This is a genomic window from Actinacidiphila cocklensis (assembly GCF_907177275.1).
Classification (GTDB): domain Bacteria; phylum Actinomycetota; class Actinomycetes; order Streptomycetales; family Streptomycetaceae; genus Actinacidiphila; species Actinacidiphila cocklensis.
The window spans coordinates 12,785-29,704 of sequence record NZ_CAJSLV010000091.1 but is presented as its reverse complement, the minus strand read 5'-3'; the positions used below and the strand labels follow the sequence as shown (position 1 = coordinate 29,704).

Genomic DNA, 16,920 nt, shown 5'->3' with positions numbered 1-16,920 from the left:
CCTGCCGGGCGGTCTCAGTCGTGCAGGTCGGCCGGCGGCTGGGCCGGGGTCCGCGAGCCGGCCGGATCCTCCTCGGTGGACTCCTCGTCCTCCCACAGCGAGAACCACACCGTCTTGCCCTCCGACTCCGGCCGCACGCTCCACTGGCCGGACAGGATGTCGAGCAGCATCAGCCCGCGGCCCGAGGACGCCATCTCGCCGGGGGTCCGCTGGTGCGGCAGCTCGTCGCCGTTGTCCGAGACCTCCACCCGCAGGACGCGGCGGCCCGGCTCGCCGGTCATCGACGCGTTCAGCGCCGCCGACTGGTCGGTGTGCATCAGCACGTTGCCCACCAGCTCCGACGTCAGCAGCACCGCGGTGTCCACCTGGTCGGGCTGCGCCCAGTCGTGCAGCAGCGCCTGCAGCTCGGCCCGCGCCTCGGACAGGCCCTCGGCCTGGTCCTGCTCGATGGTCAGCACGAGCTTGCGCTCGGGCACCACCCGCTGCTGCACCCCGGCGTCGCGGCGCAGCAGCAGCAGCGCGATGTCGTCTTCGTTGCGCGGCGCCAGATCGGCGCGGACACCGGCGGCGTCCGGCTCCCGCTCGTGGCCCTCGCCCGAGGCCTGCCGGGCAGGCTGCTGCAGCGGGTCGTGGACCGCGCGGATCAGGCGCTCGGCGATGCCCTCCAGATCGCTCGCCGACCCCGGGGACATCGCGTCCCTGACCCGGATCCAGCCGCTGTACATGTCGTGCCCGCCGGTCTCGATCAGCCCGTCGGTGCACAGCATCAGGATCTCGTCGGGGTGCAGCTCCAGGTCGGTGACCGGGTAGTCCTCGGTGCCCGGCATCAGGCCCAGCGGCAGGCCGCCGCCGACGTGCTTGAGCATGCAGGTGCCGTCCGGCAGCCGCAGCACCGGGTGCGGATGGCCGGCCCTGGCGATGTGCAGCATCCCGGTGGACGGCTCCGCCTCGATGTAGAGGCAGGTGGCGAAGCGGTCCTCGTCCAGTGCGGCGAGGAAACGGGACGCCCTGGACAGCACCGCGTCAGGACCATGGCCCTCGGCGGCGTAGGCGTACACGGCGGTACGCAGCTGCGCCATCAGCCCGGCCGCGTGCACGTCGTGGCCCTGCACGTCGCCGATCACCACGGCCAGCCGGCCGCCCGGCAGGTTGATCACGTCGTACCAGTCGCCGCCCACCACCAGGCCGCCGCCGGTCGGCACGTAGCGGGTGGCCACCGACAGCCCCGGCACCGCCGGCGCCGCCGCGCCCATGCTGCGCCGCAGCCCGCGGGACAGGGCCAGCTCCGCGCTGCTGGTCCTGGTCCGCTCCAGCGCCTGGGCGACCAGCCGGGCGGTCAGCACCAGCAGCGCCCGCTCGTCGGCGGTGAACTCCATCGGCCGGCGGAAGGCGATCAGGCACACCGCGCTGATCCGCCCGGAGGCCACCAGCGGCAGGAACGCCCACGACTTCCGGCCGAACCTGGCGGCCAGCGGCCAGGTGCCCGCGAAGCGCTCGCGGTACTCGCGGGGGGAGGACAGGTAGACCGGCCGCCCCGACCTGACCACCTCGTTGGCGGGGAAGGCCGACGTGACCGGCATCCGGAAGACCCCCAGGGAGTCGCGGGTGCGGAAGCCGTACTGGCCGATCACGTTGAGGAACTTGTCGGTGACGCCGAAGACCACCAGGCCGTCGATGCTGAAGTCCGGGTCGAAGAGCCCGGTCACCGTCCTGAGAGCGGCGGACAGCGACTCGGCCTCCGCGAGGTCGTGGCCGGTCTCCAGCAGCAGCGCGTCCCGCCGTCGCGGCGGGACGCGGCCGGCGTCGGCCCCGGTCGCGGAATCGGCCGCGGCGGGGTGGCCGGCCGGATCGGGCCGGAACCGGTTCATCGTGTCGATCTGCCGCAGTTCCGCGCTGTCCTTCCCCGGTTCCGCTCCCGGGGTGCCGGGCTCGGCCTCGGCGGCGACAGGCTCGTTCGGGGACCCGGCCGGCGACCTCCCGTGCTCCGCCGGACCCTCTGCTCCCTTGCCCATCCGGCGCCCTCTCGCCCCAGGGGTTGGACCTGTCCGTACCCATGCTCGGTGACGTCCGCGGTCCTCGCACGCGGAGCGCCCGGCGCGGCGGTGGGGGGCGATGTGCTGACCCGTACGGTCTCCTGGCATGCTCGGAGTCGTGGGTGAACGCATCATTGCCGCGTGTGACGGGGCATCGAAGGGCAATCCGGGGCCTGCGGCATGGGCCTGGGTCATCGCGGACGACCGGGGCGAACCGGTCCGCTGGGAGGCCGGGCCGCTGGGCACCGCGACCAACAACGTCGCGGAACTGACCGCGCTCGAACAGCTGTTGGGGGCCGTCGACCCGGACGTCGCGCTGGAGGTCCGGATGGACTCGCAGTACGCGATGAAGGCCGTCACGACCTGGCTGCCCGGCTGGAAGCGCAAGGGCTGGAAGACCGCCGCGGGCAAACCGGTCGCCAACCAGGAACTGGTCGTACGGATCGACACGCTGCTGACCGGCCGTTCGGTGGACTTCCGCTACGTGCCCGCGCACCAGGTGGACGGCGACCGGCTCAACGACTTCGCCGACCGCGCCGCCAGCCACGCCGCCGTCGTCCAGGAGCCCGCGGGCAGCGGCCTCGGCTCGCCGCTGCCGCCGCGCGCACCCGACACCGTACGCAAGGCCGCGCCGCGCGCCTCGGGCTCGGGCTCCTCGGGGGGCTCGTCCGGCGGATCCTCGGGCGGCACCTCCGGTGGCGGCGCCCCGCGCACGCTCAAGGCGAAGTACCCCGGGCGCTGCCGCTGCGGCCGCGCCTATGCCGCGGGCGAGCCGATCACCAAGAACGCCGACGGCTGGGGCCACCCCGACTGCCGCTGACCTGCTCAGACCCGCCGCTGACCGGCCGAGACGTCCCGGCACCCGGCCGCCGCCCCCGTCACCCGCGCATCCCGCGGTGACGGGGGCGGCGGCGTTCGCGCGCACCCGCGGCCCGCGCGGCGCCCGCGAGACGATCGCGCGCGGGGCATTGACGCCCGCTTCCGGTGGCCCTACTTTCATCGCGTCGTACTTCGTACGTCATATATGAGACGTCATACGCGAGATCTGAGAGCCCCATGACTTTCGCCCCCACCCCGATCCCCTCCCGGACGCAGTACGTCCTGGAGGCGATCAAGCACCGCATCCTCACCGGGCAGCTCAGCCCGGGGCAGGCCCTGGTCGAGGCGGACCTGGCGGCACAGTTCGGGGTGTCCAAGACCCCGGTGCGCGAGGCGCTGAAGACGCTGGCCGGGACCGGGCTCGTGGTCATGAGCCAGTACAAGGGCGTCACCGTACGGACCGTGGACGCCGCCATGGCCCGCGAGGTCTACGACGTACGCCTGCTGCTCGAACCCGAGGCGCTGCGCAGGACCATCACCCTCGACGCCTCGCTGGCCGCGGCGCAGGAGGCGCTGGTGCGGGCCGAGGAGGCGCAGGACCGGGCCGACCGCAGCCTGGCCAACCGGGACTTCCACCGCGCCCTGTACCTGCCGTGCGGCAATCCGCTGCTGGCCAGGATGCTCGACGAGGTCCGCGACCAGGCGGCCCTGGTCTCCACCGTCGCCTGGGCCGCCGACCCGTCGTGGGAGCGGGAGGCGCACGAGCACCAGGAGATCCTGCGGGTCGCCCTGGCCGGCGACGCGCAGGAGGCGGCCCGGCTGCTGCACGCGCACATCGCGGACTTCGTCCGCCGAGCGTTCCCCGACGACCAGGAGGGTCTGTGATGGACCGGTCCGCGCTCACGACCGCACTCGCCGGTGTGGTGGCGATCCCGGTGATCCCGTTCGGCACCGGCGGCGGTATCGACAGACCCGCCTACCGGCTGCTGCTGCGCCGGCTGCTGGACGGCGGCATCGGCACCGTCACGCCGAACGGCAACACCGGCGAGTTCTACGCCCTGACCCCGCAGGAGCGGCAGGTGGTCGTGCAGGACACCCTCGCCGAGGCCGCGCACCACCCGGCGACCGTGATCGTCGGCGTCGGCCACGACCTGCCGTCCGCGATCGGCGCTGCCGAGCACGCCAGGGACTGCGGCGCGCAGATGGTGATGGTGCACCAGCCCGTGCACCCGTACGTCTCGCAGGACGGCTGGGTGGCCTACCACCGCGCCATCGCCGAGGCCGTACCGGAGCTGGGCGTGGTGCCCTACATCCGCAACCCGCTGCTCGACGGCAGCCGGCTGGCGGAACTGGGCGAGAGCTGCGCCAACGTGATCGGCGTGAAGTACGCGGTGCCGGACGCCGCGCGCTTCGCCGCCTTCGCCCGGGACGCCGGCCTGGACCGCTTCGTCTGGCTCGCGGGCCTGGCCGAGCTGTACGCGCCCGCCTACTTCGCGGCCGGCGCGAGCGGCTTCACCTCGGGCCTGGCCAATGTCGCGCCGCGGATCTCGCTGGACATGCTCGCCGCGCTGCGGGCCGGCGACTACCCGGCGGCGATGAAGGTCTGGGAGCAGATCCGCGCCTTCGAGGACCTGCGCGCGGCCCGGCAGTCCGCGGACAACGTGACCGTGGTCAAGGAGGCGCTGGCAGCCCTCGGCCTGTGCCGCCGCGAGGTGCGGCCGCCCAGCAGCGCGCTCCCCGAGGTCCGCCGGGCCGAGGTGGCCGCCGCGGTGGAGGGCTGGGGACTGTGACCGGCGACGGCGCGACCGGCCCCGCGCAGCTGCGCAGCAGCCGCTGGTACGAGGGAGACGGCCTGCGGGCGTTCAGCCACCGGGCCAGGACCAGGCAGCTCGGCTACCTGCCCGAGGAGCACCTCGGCAAGCCGGTGATCGCGGTGCTGAACACCTGGTCGGACATCAACCCCTGCCACAGCCACCTGCGCGACCGCGCCCAGGCCGTCAAGCGCGGGGTGTGGCAGGCCGGCGGCTTCCCGCTGGAGTTCCCGGTCGCCACCTTGTCCGAGACGTTCCAGAAGCCCACCCCGATGCTCTACCGCAACCTGCTGGCGATGGAGGCCGAGGAGCTGCTGCGCTCCTACCCGGTGGACGGCGCGGTGCTGCTCGGCGGCTGCGACAAGACCACCCCCGCGCTGCTGATGGGCGCCGCCAGTGCCGACCTGCCGGCCGTGTTCGTGCCCGCGGGACCGATGCTGCCGGGGCACTGGCGCGACCAGGTGCTGGGCTCCGGCACCGACATGTGGAAGTACTGGGACGACAAGCGCGCGGGGCTGATCGGCGACTGCGAGATGGCCGAACTGGAGAGCGGGCTCGCCCGCTCCGCCGGCCACTGCATGACGATGGGCACCGCCTCCACCCTGACCGCCGCCGCCGAGGCGCTCGGCATGACGATGCCCGGCGCGTCCTCGATACCCGCGGTGGACTCCGGGCACGAGCGGATGGCGGCGGCGAGCGGCGCCCGCATCGTCGAGCTGGTGCGGCGCGACCTGAGGCCCTCCGCGATCCTCACCCGCGAGGCCTACGAGGACGCCGTCACCACCGTGCTGGCGCTCGGCGGCTCCACCAACGCCGTGATCCACCTGATCGCGATGGCCGGCCGCTCCGGCGTCACGCTCACCCTGGACGACTTCGACCGGCTCGCCCGCACGGTCCCGGTGCTCGCCAACGTACGCCCCGGCGGCCGGTACCTGATGGAGGACTTCCACTTCGCCGGCGGCCTGCCGGGACTGCTGTCCAGGATCACCGGCCTGCTGCACCTGGACCGGCCCACCGTCGGCCACGCCACCCTGCGCGACCAGCTGGCCGGCGCCGCCGTGCACCACGACGACGTCATCCGCACCGCAGACGAACCGCTGGCCGGCGAGGGGGGGATCGCGGTGCTCCGCGGCAACCTGTGCCCGGACGGCGCGGTCATCAAGCACATCGCCGCGGAGCCGCACCTGCTCACCCACACCGGGCCCGCCGTCGTCTTCGACGACTACAAGACCCTGCAGGCCACCATCAACGACCCCGGCCTCGGCATCACCGAGGACAGCGTGCTGGTGCTGCGCAACTCCGGTCCGCTCGGCGGCCCCGGCATGCCCGAGTACGGCATGCTCCCGATCCCCGACCACCTGCTCAAGCAAGGGGTCCGCGACATGGTCAGGATCTCCGACGCCCGCATGAGCGGCACCAGTTACGGCGCCTGCGTCCTGCACGTCGCCCCCGAGTCCTACGTCGGCGGGCCGCTCGCGCTGGTCCGCACCGGCGACCCCGTCACCCTCGACGTACCGGCCCGCACCCTGCGCCTTGACGTCCCCGAGGCCGAACTCGACCGCCGCAGGGCCGAGTTGCAGGCGCCGCCGGCGCGCTACGGCCGCGGCTACGGCGCGCTCTACCAGGAGCAGATCACCCAGGCCGACACCGGCTGCGACTTCCGCTTCCTGGCCGCACCCGGCCAGGTCCCGGAACCCTACGCGGGCTGACCCAGGCCGCCCACCCGTCCGTCCGGGCGACCGAGCCTCCCGGCACACGCCCTCCGTAGCGAAGGAGCCCCCGGTCATGGCCATCGCCGTGGCGAAGCACCCAGTCGAGAACCGCAGACGGCGCACCCGGCGCCTTCCGTATCTGCTGATAGCCCCGGCAGCCCTGCTGATGCTGGCCTTCATCGCCTATCCGATGATCAGCGTCCTCTACTACAGCCTGCAGGACTACAACGTCACCAAGCCGTGGCGCAACGGCTTCGCGGGCATGTCCAACTTCACCCGGATCTTCACCGACGACCCGCAGTTCTGGCACAGCCTCAACTTCAGCGTGCGCTGGGTCGTCGTGGAGATCGCACTCCAGCTCCTCATCGGCCTGGCCCTGGCCCTGCTGGTCAACCAGACCTTCGTCGGCCGCGGCCTGTCCCGCGCCCTGGTCTTCTCGCCGTGGGCGGTCTCGGGGGTGCTGACCACCACGATCTGGATGCTGCTCTACAACCCCTCGACGGGCATGACCCGTTACCTGGCCGACGCCGGGATCGGCTCCTACGGGCACTCGCTGCTGTCCGACCCGCACACCGTCTTCTGGGCGGCGGTGCTGGCCGAACTGTGGCGCGGCGTCCCCTTCTTCGCGATCCTGCTGCTCGCCGACCTCCAGTCGATCCCCGGGGACCTGTACGAGGCGGCGTCCGTGGACGGCGCGGGACGGCTGCGGCAGCTGTTCCACATCACCCTGCCGCACCTGAAGGACGCCATCGTGCTGTCCACACTGCTGCGCGCGGTCTGGGAGTTCAACAACGTCGACCTGCTCTACACACTGACCGGCGGCGGACCCGCGGGCCAGACCACCACGCTGCCGCTCTACGTCGCCAACACCGGCCTCGACGGACACGACTTCGGCTACGCGTCGGCGCTGACCACGGTCGCCTTCGTGATCCTGCTGTTCTTCTCCGTCCTCTACCTGCGCCTGAGCAAGTTCGGAGGCGACCGCGCATGACCGCCGCACTCGTCGAGGAAGGCGCCCTCGTACCGGTCGCCGCCGTCCCGGGCACCCGCCGCGGCCGGCGCCGCGGGCGCGGGCCCGCCGACGGCCCGCCGCGCTGGCAGATCTACCTCCCGCTCGGCCTGTACCTGCTGTTCACCCTGGTCCCGTTCTACTGGATGCTGCTCTTCGCGGTACGGCCGGACGGCTCGACCTCGCTGGTGCCGTGGCCGGCCACCGGCGCGCACTTCGACAAGGTCTGGAACGACCGGTCCTTCGGGACCTTCTTCCAGAACAGCATGCTGGTCGGGGTCGCCACCCTGATCCTCACCACCGTGGTCGCGCTCAGCGGCGGATACGCCCTGGCCCGCTTCCGCTTCAAGGGCAGGACCGCCTTCCTGATCGCCCTGCTGTGCTCGCAGTTCGTCCCCGGCGCGCTGATGCTCGTCCCGCTCTTCCAGATCTTCCGGCACCTGCAGCTGATCAACTCGCTGTGGAGCGTGGTCATCTCGGAGACGGTCTTCCAGCTGCCGCTGTCGGTCATCCTGCTGAGCGGATTCATCCGCGGCATACCCGAGGCGCTGGAGGAGGCCGCCTGGGTCGACGGCTGCACCCGGCTGCGGGCCTTCTTCGCGGTGGTGCTGCCGATGCTGCGGCCAGGCCTCGTCGCCGTCGGCTCCTTCGCCTTCGTACACAGCTGGAACCACTTCCTGTTCGCGCTGATGTTCCTCAGCGAGCAGGACAAGCAGACGATCCCGGTCGGCCTGAACACCCTGATCGGCGCCGACAGCGTCGACCTGGGCGCGCTGGCGGCGGGCGGCGTCATCGCGGCGGTGCCCGTGGTGATCGTCTTCGCCTTCATCCAGAAGTGGCTGATCACCGGCTTCAGCGCCGGCGCGGTGAAGGGATGACGGGCATGAACGCCATGAACGCTCTGAGCCGTACCCCGGCGGCCCCGGGCCGCGAACCGGTGCGTGTCGTGCTGGCCGGCGGGCGCGGCCACGGCGCCTGGCACCTGGCCAACCTGCGCCGCCTGGCGGCCCGCGGCATCGTGCGGCTGGCCGGCGTGTGCGACGTCCAGCCGCTGGAGGCCGCCGAGCTGACCCGGCTCGGCCGTCCCGAGCAGGGCACCGACCTCGGCGAGCTGATCGAGCGGACCGGCGCCCGCGCGGCGATCGTCTGCACCCCGATCCACACCCACACCGACCTGGCGCTGACCGCGGCCGCCCGCGGCGCGGACATCCTGCTGGAGAAGCCGCCCGCACCCTCGCTCGCCGAGTACCGGCGGCTGCTCACCGGCCTCGACGGCACCGACCGGGCCTGCCAGATCGGCTTCCAGTCGCTGGGCTCGCACGCGGTCACCTCGGTGCGCACGCTCATCGAGGACGGCGCCGTCGGCGAGGTGCGCGGCATCGGCGCGGCCGGCAACTGGGTGCGCGAGGAGCACTACTTCACCCGCGCCGCCTGGTCGGGGCACCGCCGGCTGGCCGGCACCGACGTGGTCGACGGTGTGCTGACCAACCCGCTCGCGCATGCGGTGGCCACCGCCCTGCACCTGGACGGCAGCAGCCGCGAGCAGGACGTCGCCGAGATCGGCACCGAGCTGTACCGTGCCAACGACATCGAGTCGGACGACACCTCCTGCGTGCGCATCCGCACCTCGCGCGGCACCAGGATCGTGGTGGCCGCCACCCTGTGCGCGGCGGAGGCGGCGGAACCATACGTCGTGGTGCACGGCAGCAGGGGCCGGATCACCCTGTGGTACAAGCAGGACCGGGTGCTGCTGCAGCGCGCCGGACACGGCCCGGAGGAGCGGGTGCACGGCCGTACCGACCTGCTGGAGAACCTGCTGGCGCACCGCGCGGACGGCACCGGCCTGCTCGTACCGCCGCAGGTCACCGGCGCTTTCATGCGGGTCGTCGAGGCCGTACGCACCGCGCCCGATCCGCAGCCGGTCCCCGGGTCCCTCTGGTATGCCATAGCGGGGGAGCGCTCCCACCGCCGGGTGGTGGACGGCGTCGACGACCTGGTCGCCGAGGCCGCCGAGCGCCTGGCGACCTTCTCCGAGCTGGGCGCGCCCTGGGCCGCCACCGCGCGGCGGACGGCGGTGCACCGGTGACCGCGGGCCTGCCGCTGCGCTGCGGCGGGCACACGGTGGGCACGTACGTCCACCGGCCCGACATCGAGGGACGGCTGTCCCCGCGCCCGTACCTGCACCCGCTGACCACCCTGGGCGGCACCGCGGTCACCGAGGTGATGCCCGACGACCACCCGCACCACCTCGGCGCGGGCATCGCGGTGCCGGACGTGGCCGGGCGCAACTTCTGGGGCGGCAGGACCTACGTGCGCGACCGGGGACCCACCGAACTGGACAACCACGGCGAGCAGCGCCACCTCCGCTTCACCTGGCAGGACGACGACGGCTTCACCGAGGAGCTGTCCTGGACCGCGGACGGGACCGAACTGCTGCGCGAGGAACGCACCCTGCGCACCCGCCGGCTCTCCTCCACCGCATGGGAGCTGGACCTGGCCTTCACGCTGGCCAACTCCACGGCGGAGCCGCTGCGCATCGGCAGCCCCGCCACCAACGGCCGCCCCGGCGCCGGGTACGGCGGCTTCTTCTGGCGCGCGCCCCGCACCGGCGCCCCGCCGCTGGTCTTCACCGCCGACGCGGCGGGGGAGGACGCGGTGCACGGCAGCCGCGCCGACTGGCTCGCGCTGGCCGGCGAGCGGTGGACGCTCGTGCTGCGCGCGGCCGACCCCTGGTTCGTCAGGACCCGCGAATACCCCGGCGTCGGGTCCGCACTGGCCTGGCGCACCCCGCTGACCGTACCCGCGGGCGGCACCCTCACCCGGCGCGTCGTCACCGCCGTCGCCGACGGCCGCCTCGGACCCGACGAGGCCGCCGCGCTCGCCGCCCGTACCACCCGATGATCCCGACAACCGAAAGAGCCGCCATGTCACGACCGCAGCACAGACAGCGCAGAGCCCGGCCGGCCGCCGGCATCGCCCTCGTCGCAGCACTCGCCCTGACCGCCACCGCCTGCGGTGACTCCGGCAGCGGCGGCTCCGGCGACGAGGGCAGCGGCAAGGGGAAGATCGTCTTCTGGGACAACAACGGCGGTGTGCGCACCGACGTCTGGAAGCAGATCATCGCCGCGTTCACGAAGAAGTACCCCGACATCCAGGTCGAGTACGTCGGCATCCCGATCGCCGACGTGCAGAAGAAGTACGACACCGCCATCGCCGGCGGCGGGCTGCCCGACGTCGGCGGGGTCGGCACGGCGTACCTGGCCAACATGGTGGCGCAGGACGCGCTGGAGCCCGTCGGCGACCGCATCGACAAGAGCGACCTCAAGGGCAAGCTCGTCAACGGGATGGTCACCAGCGTCCAGGCGGCGGGCGGCCAGGGCAAGGAGATGTACGAGGTCCCGACCTCCGCCAACCAGGGCACCATCTGGTACCGCACCGACCTCTTCAGCGCCGCGGGCCTCCAGCCGCCCACCACCTGGTCGGCCTTCTACGCGGCCGCGGACAAGCTCACCAGCGCCTCGGACAACAAGTTCGGCTTCACCATCCGCGGCGGCAAGGGCTCGATCGCCCAGGCCCTGGAGATGATGTACGCCCAGTCCGGCATCCAGGACTTCTGGGACGGCGACAAGACCACCGTCAACGACCCGAAGAACATCGCCGCGCTGGAGAAGTACGTCGGCCTGTACAAGAAGGCCACCCCCGAGGCCGACCTGAACAACGACTTCGTCAACATGGTCGCCGAGTTCGACCACGGCAACGTCGGCATGCTGCAGCACAACCTCGGCTCGTACAACGACCACCTCAAGGCCCTGGGCAAGGACAAGGTCGACGGCATACCCCTGCCGCCCTCGCAGGACGGCGGGGTGCGGACCGTCGTCTCCAACCCGGTCGACGGCCTGGGGCTGTTCAAGTCGGGCAAGAACAAGGCCGCGGCCTGGAAGTTCATCGAGTTCGCCGCCTCGGCGCCGATGAACAGCCTCTGGAGCCAGTCGGCGGCCTCCATCCCGGCCAACACCGGTGCCGAGCAAGACGCGTGGATCAACGACTCCAGGCCCACCAAGGTGGCGATGGACTCGCTGAACGACCCCAACACCAAGATCGTGCAGTTCCCCTACTACCTGCCGGACTGGAACAACATCACCAAGGCCGACACGGAACCGGACTTCCAGAAGGTCCTGCTCGGCAAGATGACCGCGAAGGACTTCGCGGACGAGCTCGCCGGCAAGATCAACGACGCCCAGGCGGACTTCGCCCAGCACCACAAGAAGTGAGCCCCGGGGCGGGGGCCGGCCCACCCGGCGCCGGCCCCCGCCGCGGCCGCCCCTTCCGCCCTCTCCTTCACCTCGAAACCTCTTTCACCCCCCACGGGAGCCGCAGTGCGCAAGAGCCATGTCCCGATGATCGCCCTCCTGGTCTCCACCGCCCCCCTGATGCTCGCCGCCGCCCCCGCGCACTGCGGGACCGGCGCACGGCTGCCGCACTACGCCCGGCAGGCGCTGCCGGCCGGCGACGGCTGGGCCTCGCAGGGCGCGGGCACCACCGGCGGCGCAGCCGCCGACCAGGCGCACGTCTTCACCGTCACCAACCGCGCCGAGCTGGCCGCCGCCCTGGACAACGGCAGCGCCACCCCCAAGATCATCCAGGTCTCCGGGACCATCGACGGCAACGCCGACGACACCGGCGCCCCGCTGTCCTGCGACGCCTACGCCACCGACGGCTACAGCCTGGACGCCTACCTCGCCGCGTACGACCCGGCCGTGTGGGGCATGGACGAGGTGCCGACCGGCCCGCAGGAGGACGCCCGCGCCGCGTCGGCCGCCAAGCAGGCCGCCCGGGTCGAGCTGAAGGTCGGCTCCAACACCACCGTCGTCGGCGTCGGCCGCAACCCCCGGCTGCTGGGCCTCGACCTCCAGGTCAGCGGCTCCGACAACGTCATCGTCCGCAACCTCGCCTTCGAGGACGCCTTCGACTGCTTCCCGCAGTGGGACCCCACCGACGGCGACACCGGCAACTGGAACTCCGAGTACGACAACCTCGTCGTCACCGGCTCGACCCACGTCTGGGTCGACCACAACACCTTCACCGACGGCCGCCGCCCCGACGCCGACCAGCCGTTCTACTTCGGGCGGATCTACCAGCAGCACGACGGCGAACTCGACGTCGTCAAGGGCGCGGACTACGTCACCGCCTCCTGGAACGCCTTCACCGACCACGACAAGACCCTGCTGTTCGGCAACAGCGACGGCGCCGCCGCCACCGACGCGGGCAAGCTGCGCATCACCTTGCACCACAACCTCTTCCAGGACATCGGCGAGCGCGCCCCGCGGGTCCGCTTCGGCCAGGTCGACGCCTACAACAACCACTACGTGGTCACCGACGCGGCCGACTACGTCTACAGCCTCGGTGTCGGCTTCCATTCCCAACTGGTCGCCGAGGACAACGCGTTCACCCTGCCGGCCGGCGTCACCGCCGGCCGGACCATCGCGTACTGGAAGGGCACCGCGATGACGGAGGACCACAACTACGTCAACGGCCGCCCGGCCGACCTGCTCGGCGCCTTCAACGCCGCCAACCCGGCCACGCCGATCGCCCAGGGCGCCGGGTGGACGCCCGCACTGCGCACCCGCGTCGACGACCCGCGCTCCGTCCCGCACATCGTCGACGGCGGCGCGGGCGCGGGCCGGCTGTGACGAGGGGCGGCGTCATTGCGGCAAGGGGACTTTTCGCGTGACGCGCAAGCGCTTGCTGGATACCTGCTGACGTGCCGCCAGTAATCCTGGTGGAGTTCCAGCAAGCGGTTGTGCGCACCCCCGCCGCGGATCCCCCCACTGCTGCCGCACCCGCGATCGGGCAGAACCGTGCCGGCGAACCCCCGGGGGTCCGCCGGCACGGTGCGACGGGGCCAGGGCGGCCCCAGCGCCCAGGTCCTGCCGGGCTGCGGCATGCCCGCATGCGCAGGGCTTTCCGCCGAGCCGAACCGGGCATCATCGGGACATGGCCGACCCCGAGGACACACCGCTTGCAGCCGATGACCGTGGCAACTCCCTGCTCTCCTTCACGCCGGGGAACGAGAGGACGCCACCCGACGACGCACCACTGCCGGCAGCGCTCGTCGCCCTCTGGCACGCCGGCCGGGTCCTCATGGTCTTCGACCGGTACCGCCAGTGCTGGGAGCTTCCCGGCGGGCACATAGAACAGGGGGAGACCCTTCGTCAGGCGGCTGTGCGTGAACTGCGGGAGGAGAGTGGGCAGGAGCCCGGCGGGCCGCTGCGGTTCGCCGGCTACGCGAGGTCTGTACTGGCGCCTGACCAGCGCACCGAATACGCGGCGCTGTTCACGGGGCACTGCACCGAACTCCGCGACTTCCAGGCCAACGAGGAGATCGCAGCCATCCACTGGTGGGACCTCGTCGAAGCCCTTCCGGGACGCTTCCAACCCATGGACGCCTGCCTCGCCGAGCTCACCCGCTAGAGTCTGACGGCGGCGTTCGCCGCCGCTGAGTCGAGGCAGAACCCGTTGCCCTCGACGTCCTGCATCACGAGGCACGACTCGTTGACTCCATCGGCAAGCAGGAGTCGCACGCGTACCGCGCCGAACGCGATCAGCCGCGCGCACTCGGCCTCCAGCGCGGCCACGCGCTCCTCACCCGCGAGCCCGGTGCCGACCGGGACCTGGAACTGCTTGATCGACGCCATCGGTCCATCCTGGAGGCGGAGCTTTCCCCGCCCACGGGCACGCCCCGCCCGGCCGGGAGTGGGAGAGCCGAGCCGGCGCGCGAACGGCCGGGGGTCGCGGCCTCTGCGAGTATGGATCGTATGGATGTGCGAAGCAGGAACCATGTCACCGTCACTGGCCGGGTCGGCGGGCCGGTGGTGATGCTCGCACACGGGTTCGGGTGCGACCAGAACATGTGGCGCCTGGTGGTTCCCGCGCTGGAGCGCGACTTCACCGTGGTCCTGTTCGATCACGTGGGCTCGGGGAATTCGGAGCTGTCGGCGTGGAGCCCGGAGCGCTATTCGTCGATGGACGGCTACGCGGAGGACGTGCTGGAACTGTGCCGGGAGCTGGCCCTCGGCCCCGTCACGTTCGTGGGGCATTCGGTGAGCGCGATGATGGGAGTGCTGGCCGCCGCACGCGAGCCGGAGGCGTTCGCCGGGCTGGTGCTGCTCGCCCCCTCGGCCTGCTTCATCGACGATCCCGACACCGGTTACCGCGGCGGGTTCAGCGCCGCGGACATCGACGAGCTGCTGGAGTCGCTGGACGCGAACTATCTGGGCTGGTCGGGTGCCATGGCGCCGGTGATCATGGGCAACCCGGAGCGGCCGGAGCTCGGTGAGGAGCTGACCAACAGTTTCTGCCGCACCGACCCCGGTATCGCGCGGGTCTTCGCCCGGGTGACGTTCCTGTCCGACAACCGCCGGGACCTGTCCCAGGTACGGGTGCCCACGCTGGTCGCCCAATGCTCCAGCGACGCGATCGCCCCGCCGGAGGTGGGTGAGTTCATCCACGCGCAGATCCCGGGCAGCCGCCTGACCACGCTGAACGCGACGGGACACTGCCCCCAGCTCGCCGCCCCTGAGGAAACCGCCGCGGCCATTGCCGCCTTCGCGCGAGCCGCCGGATGACGTGCGGAACCGGCGGCGAGGAGGGAGGCCGGGAACGGGACAACGGCTCCGGGCCGGGGGAGGAGGAGGCCCTGTTCTCCGCGCTGCTGGAGGACAGCACCGAGGACCTGTACGAGCACGCTCCGTGCGGATTCCTGTCCACCCTGCTGGACGGCCGGATCGCGAAGGCGAACGCGACGCTGCTGGACTGGCTCGGCTACCGGCGCAGTGACCTGGTGGGACGCAGGCATTTCTCCGACCTGCTGACCGTCGGCGGCCGGCTCTACTATGAGACCCATTTCGGACCTCTCCTGCGCATGCAGGGCGAGGTCAGCGGGGTCGCACTGGAGCTGAAGGCAGCCGACGGCTCCCGCCTGCCGGTCATGGTCACCTCCAAGGTGAAAACGGGTATCGACGGGCAGCCGCTGCTGATCCGCACCACCGTCTTCGAAGCCCGCGACCGCCGCGCCTACGAGACCGAGCTGCTGCGCGCCCGCCGGGAAGCCGATCAGGAACGCGACCGCCTGAAGCTGCTGAACGCCACCCTGCAGACGACGCTGCTGCCGCCGGCGCTGGCGAACGTTCCCGGGCTCGACGTGTCCGCCTACTACCACATCGCCTCCGCCGACGAGGTCGGCGGCGACTTCTACGACCTCTTCCCCCTGGCCACCGGTACCTGGGGCCTCTTCCTGGGCGACGTGTGCGGCAAGGGTGCCACCGCAGCCGCCGTCACGTCCCTGGCCCGTTACACGCTGCGGGCCGCGGCTGTCTACGACCCCGACCCGGCCGCCGTGCTGGCCAACCTCAACACGGTGCTGAACCACGAGTACAACGGCGACGACCCCCGCTTCTGCACCGTCGTCTTCGGTCTGCTCACCCCCGACGCCGACCGGGGCGGCTTTCACATCGTCCTGGCCAGCGGCGGACACCCTCCGGCCCTGATGATGCGTGCGGACGGCACCGCCGACTTCCTGCCCACCCCCGGCGGGCAGCTCATCGGAGTCCTGCCCGACGCCCACATCGCCACCGCCACCGTCCACCTGGCCCCCGGCGACACCTTGCTCCTGTACACCGACGGCCTGACCGAAGCCCGCACCGCCGCGGGAGGCGAGGACCGCTACGGTGACGACGCCCTCCTCGCCTTCATCCGTGACCTGGCCCCCAGCACGGCCTCGGACACGATCGGCGCGGTCCGCGTCCTGCTCGGCACGTTCGGAACCGGCGTGGACGACGACACCGCCGTCCTCGCCGTGCATGTGCCCCGAGCCGGCAGCGAAGAGCGACACTGAACGAGTACCTGACCCTCCGTACCCGCGCCACCACATCGGTGCGGTGATCGAACCGGCAGCCGGACCACCACACCGCGCACGAGGTGCGCCCCGTGGCCGCCCGACCGCAGCTGCGTCACCCGGCCGACGCGTCAGGGGCGCAGGGCGGCCCGGCTTCAGCGGGGTGTCTGGGAACGGAAACTGTGGCCGAGCTCGGGGCCGAGGCCGAAGTGGTGGCGGAAGTTGTAGATAAAGGGGCTCCACACGGCCGGGTCGGCGTGCTGGGAGCCGGCGACGACGATGCGCGGACCGGCGTGGACCCTGAGCACATGGGCTTCGACGATGAGGAACCCGCCGGAGACGTCGGGCCGGACCATGGCGGCACGGGCCTCCAGTTGCAGGGGGCACTCGGCGACCCGGGGCGGCCGGACCAGTGCCGAGGGCTCAGGTCGCAGGCCCGCGGCCGCGAACTTGTCACGCTCGAACCGGAAGCCGCCTCGCTTGTACACGGGCACGGGGGTGCGCCCGGTCAGCGGCGCGAGACGTTCCACCGCCGGCCACTGAGCCGGCGCGGGCAGGTTGATCACGAGCTCGGGTCGCGCCAGGAGATTGTGCGCGGTCTGCCCCTCGGCCCCCACGCCCAGCGCGACCACCTCGCCGGCGT

At 72.1% G+C, this 16,920-nt stretch carries 14 protein-coding genes and 2 pseudogenes; 13 read left to right on the top strand and 3 right to left on the bottom strand.

Going from position 1 to position 16,920, the window contains the following annotated elements:
- Positions 1-14: 14 nt before the first annotated feature.
- Entirely contained in the window at positions 15-2,012 is a 1,998-nt protein-coding gene (locus tag NFU81_RS32295) for an ATP-binding SpoIIE family protein phosphatase (RefSeq protein ID WP_251498081.1), read from the bottom strand.
- Positions 2,013-2,139: 127 nt separating this feature from the next.
- Between NFU81_RS32295 and NFU81_RS32290 the strand changes: the two genes are divergently transcribed.
- The 11 genes from NFU81_RS32290 to NFU81_RS32240 all read left to right on the top strand — a co-directional run bounded on the left by NFU81_RS32290 (position 2,140) and on the right by NFU81_RS32240 (position 13,855).
- Positions 2,140-2,853, top strand: a complete 714-nt coding sequence (locus tag NFU81_RS32290) for a ribonuclease H family protein (RefSeq protein ID WP_251498078.1) — start codon at positions 2,140-2,142, stop codon at positions 2,851-2,853.
- Positions 2,854-3,089: 236 nt separating this feature from the next.
- Positions 3,090-3,737 (top strand): GntR family transcriptional regulator, encoded by a 648-nt coding sequence (locus tag NFU81_RS32285; protein ID WP_251498075.1) that lies wholly within the window; start codon positions 3,090-3,092, stop codon positions 3,735-3,737.
- Positions 3,737-4,642 carry a dihydrodipicolinate synthase family protein gene (locus NFU81_RS32280; RefSeq protein WP_251498072.1) on the top strand — a complete coding sequence of 302 codons (906 nt, stop codon included), beginning with the start codon at positions 3,737-3,739 and terminating at the stop codon, positions 4,640-4,642. The genes NFU81_RS32285 and NFU81_RS32280 overlap by 1 nt, the downstream gene beginning before the upstream one ends.
- Positions 4,639-6,372, top strand: a complete 1,734-nt coding sequence (gene araD, locus NFU81_RS32275; RefSeq protein ID WP_251498069.1) for an L-arabinonate dehydratase — start codon at positions 4,639-4,641, stop codon at positions 6,370-6,372. Before NFU81_RS32280 ends, araD begins: the two co-directional genes overlap by 4 nt.
- A gap of 76 nt (positions 6,373-6,448) precedes the next feature.
- Positions 6,449-7,366, top strand: coding sequence for a carbohydrate ABC transporter permease (locus NFU81_RS32270; protein WP_251498066.1), 918 nt, complete (start codon positions 6,449-6,451; stop codon positions 7,364-7,366).
- Positions 7,363-8,262, top strand: coding sequence for a carbohydrate ABC transporter permease (locus tag NFU81_RS32265; protein ID WP_251498064.1), 900 nt, complete (start codon positions 7,363-7,365; stop codon positions 8,260-8,262). The genes NFU81_RS32270 and NFU81_RS32265 overlap by 4 nt, the downstream gene beginning before the upstream one ends.
- 5 nt (positions 8,263-8,267) lie before the next feature.
- On the top strand, positions 8,268-9,470 hold the full coding sequence (locus tag NFU81_RS32260; protein WP_251498062.1) for a Gfo/Idh/MocA family protein: 1,203 nt from the start codon (positions 8,268-8,270) through the stop codon (positions 9,468-9,470).
- On the top strand, positions 9,467-10,285 hold the full coding sequence (locus NFU81_RS32255; protein ID WP_251498058.1) for a DUF6807 domain-containing protein: 819 nt from the start codon (positions 9,467-9,469) through the stop codon (positions 10,283-10,285). The genes NFU81_RS32260 and NFU81_RS32255 overlap by 4 nt, the downstream gene beginning before the upstream one ends.
- Before the next feature lie 23 nt (positions 10,286-10,308).
- Entirely contained in the window at positions 10,309-11,655 is a 1,347-nt protein-coding gene (locus tag NFU81_RS32250) for an ABC transporter substrate-binding protein (protein WP_251498055.1), read from the top strand.
- A gap of 126 nt (positions 11,656-11,781) precedes the next feature.
- Positions 11,782-13,074 (top strand): pectate lyase family protein, encoded by a 1,293-nt coding sequence (locus NFU81_RS32245; RefSeq protein WP_251498118.1) that lies wholly within the window; start codon positions 11,782-11,784, stop codon positions 13,072-13,074.
- Between the two features lie 304 nt (positions 13,075-13,378).
- Positions 13,379-13,855 carry an NUDIX hydrolase gene (locus NFU81_RS32240; protein ID WP_251498052.1) on the top strand — a complete coding sequence of 159 codons (477 nt, stop codon included), beginning with the start codon at positions 13,379-13,381 and terminating at the stop codon, positions 13,853-13,855.
- On the opposite strand, the pseudogene NFU81_RS32235 reads toward NFU81_RS32240, so the two are convergent.
- Positions 13,852-14,055, bottom strand: a pseudogene (locus NFU81_RS32235) (VOC family protein); the annotation flags it as partial. The gene NFU81_RS32240 and the pseudogene NFU81_RS32235 overlap by 4 nt on opposite strands.
- A 144-nt stretch (positions 14,056-14,199) precedes the next feature.
- Here NFU81_RS32235 and NFU81_RS32230 point away from each other — a divergent pair.
- A complete protein-coding gene (locus NFU81_RS32230) occupies positions 14,200-15,009 on the top strand; it encodes an alpha/beta fold hydrolase (RefSeq protein ID WP_251498050.1) in 810 nt (269 codons plus the stop codon).
- The gene (locus tag NFU81_RS32225) at positions 15,006-16,277 is read left to right on the top strand and encodes a PP2C family protein-serine/threonine phosphatase (protein ID WP_251498047.1); all 1,272 of its coding nucleotides are present in this window, start codon (positions 15,006-15,008) and stop codon (positions 16,275-16,277) included. Before NFU81_RS32230 ends, NFU81_RS32225 begins: the two co-directional genes overlap by 4 nt.
- Positions 16,278-16,432: 155 nt before the next feature.
- Here the strand turns inward: NFU81_RS32225 and NFU81_RS32220 are convergent.
- Positions 16,433-16,915 (bottom strand): annotated as a pseudogene (locus NFU81_RS32220) (flavin reductase family protein); the annotation flags it as partial.
- Positions 16,916-16,920: the final 5 nt, after the last annotated feature.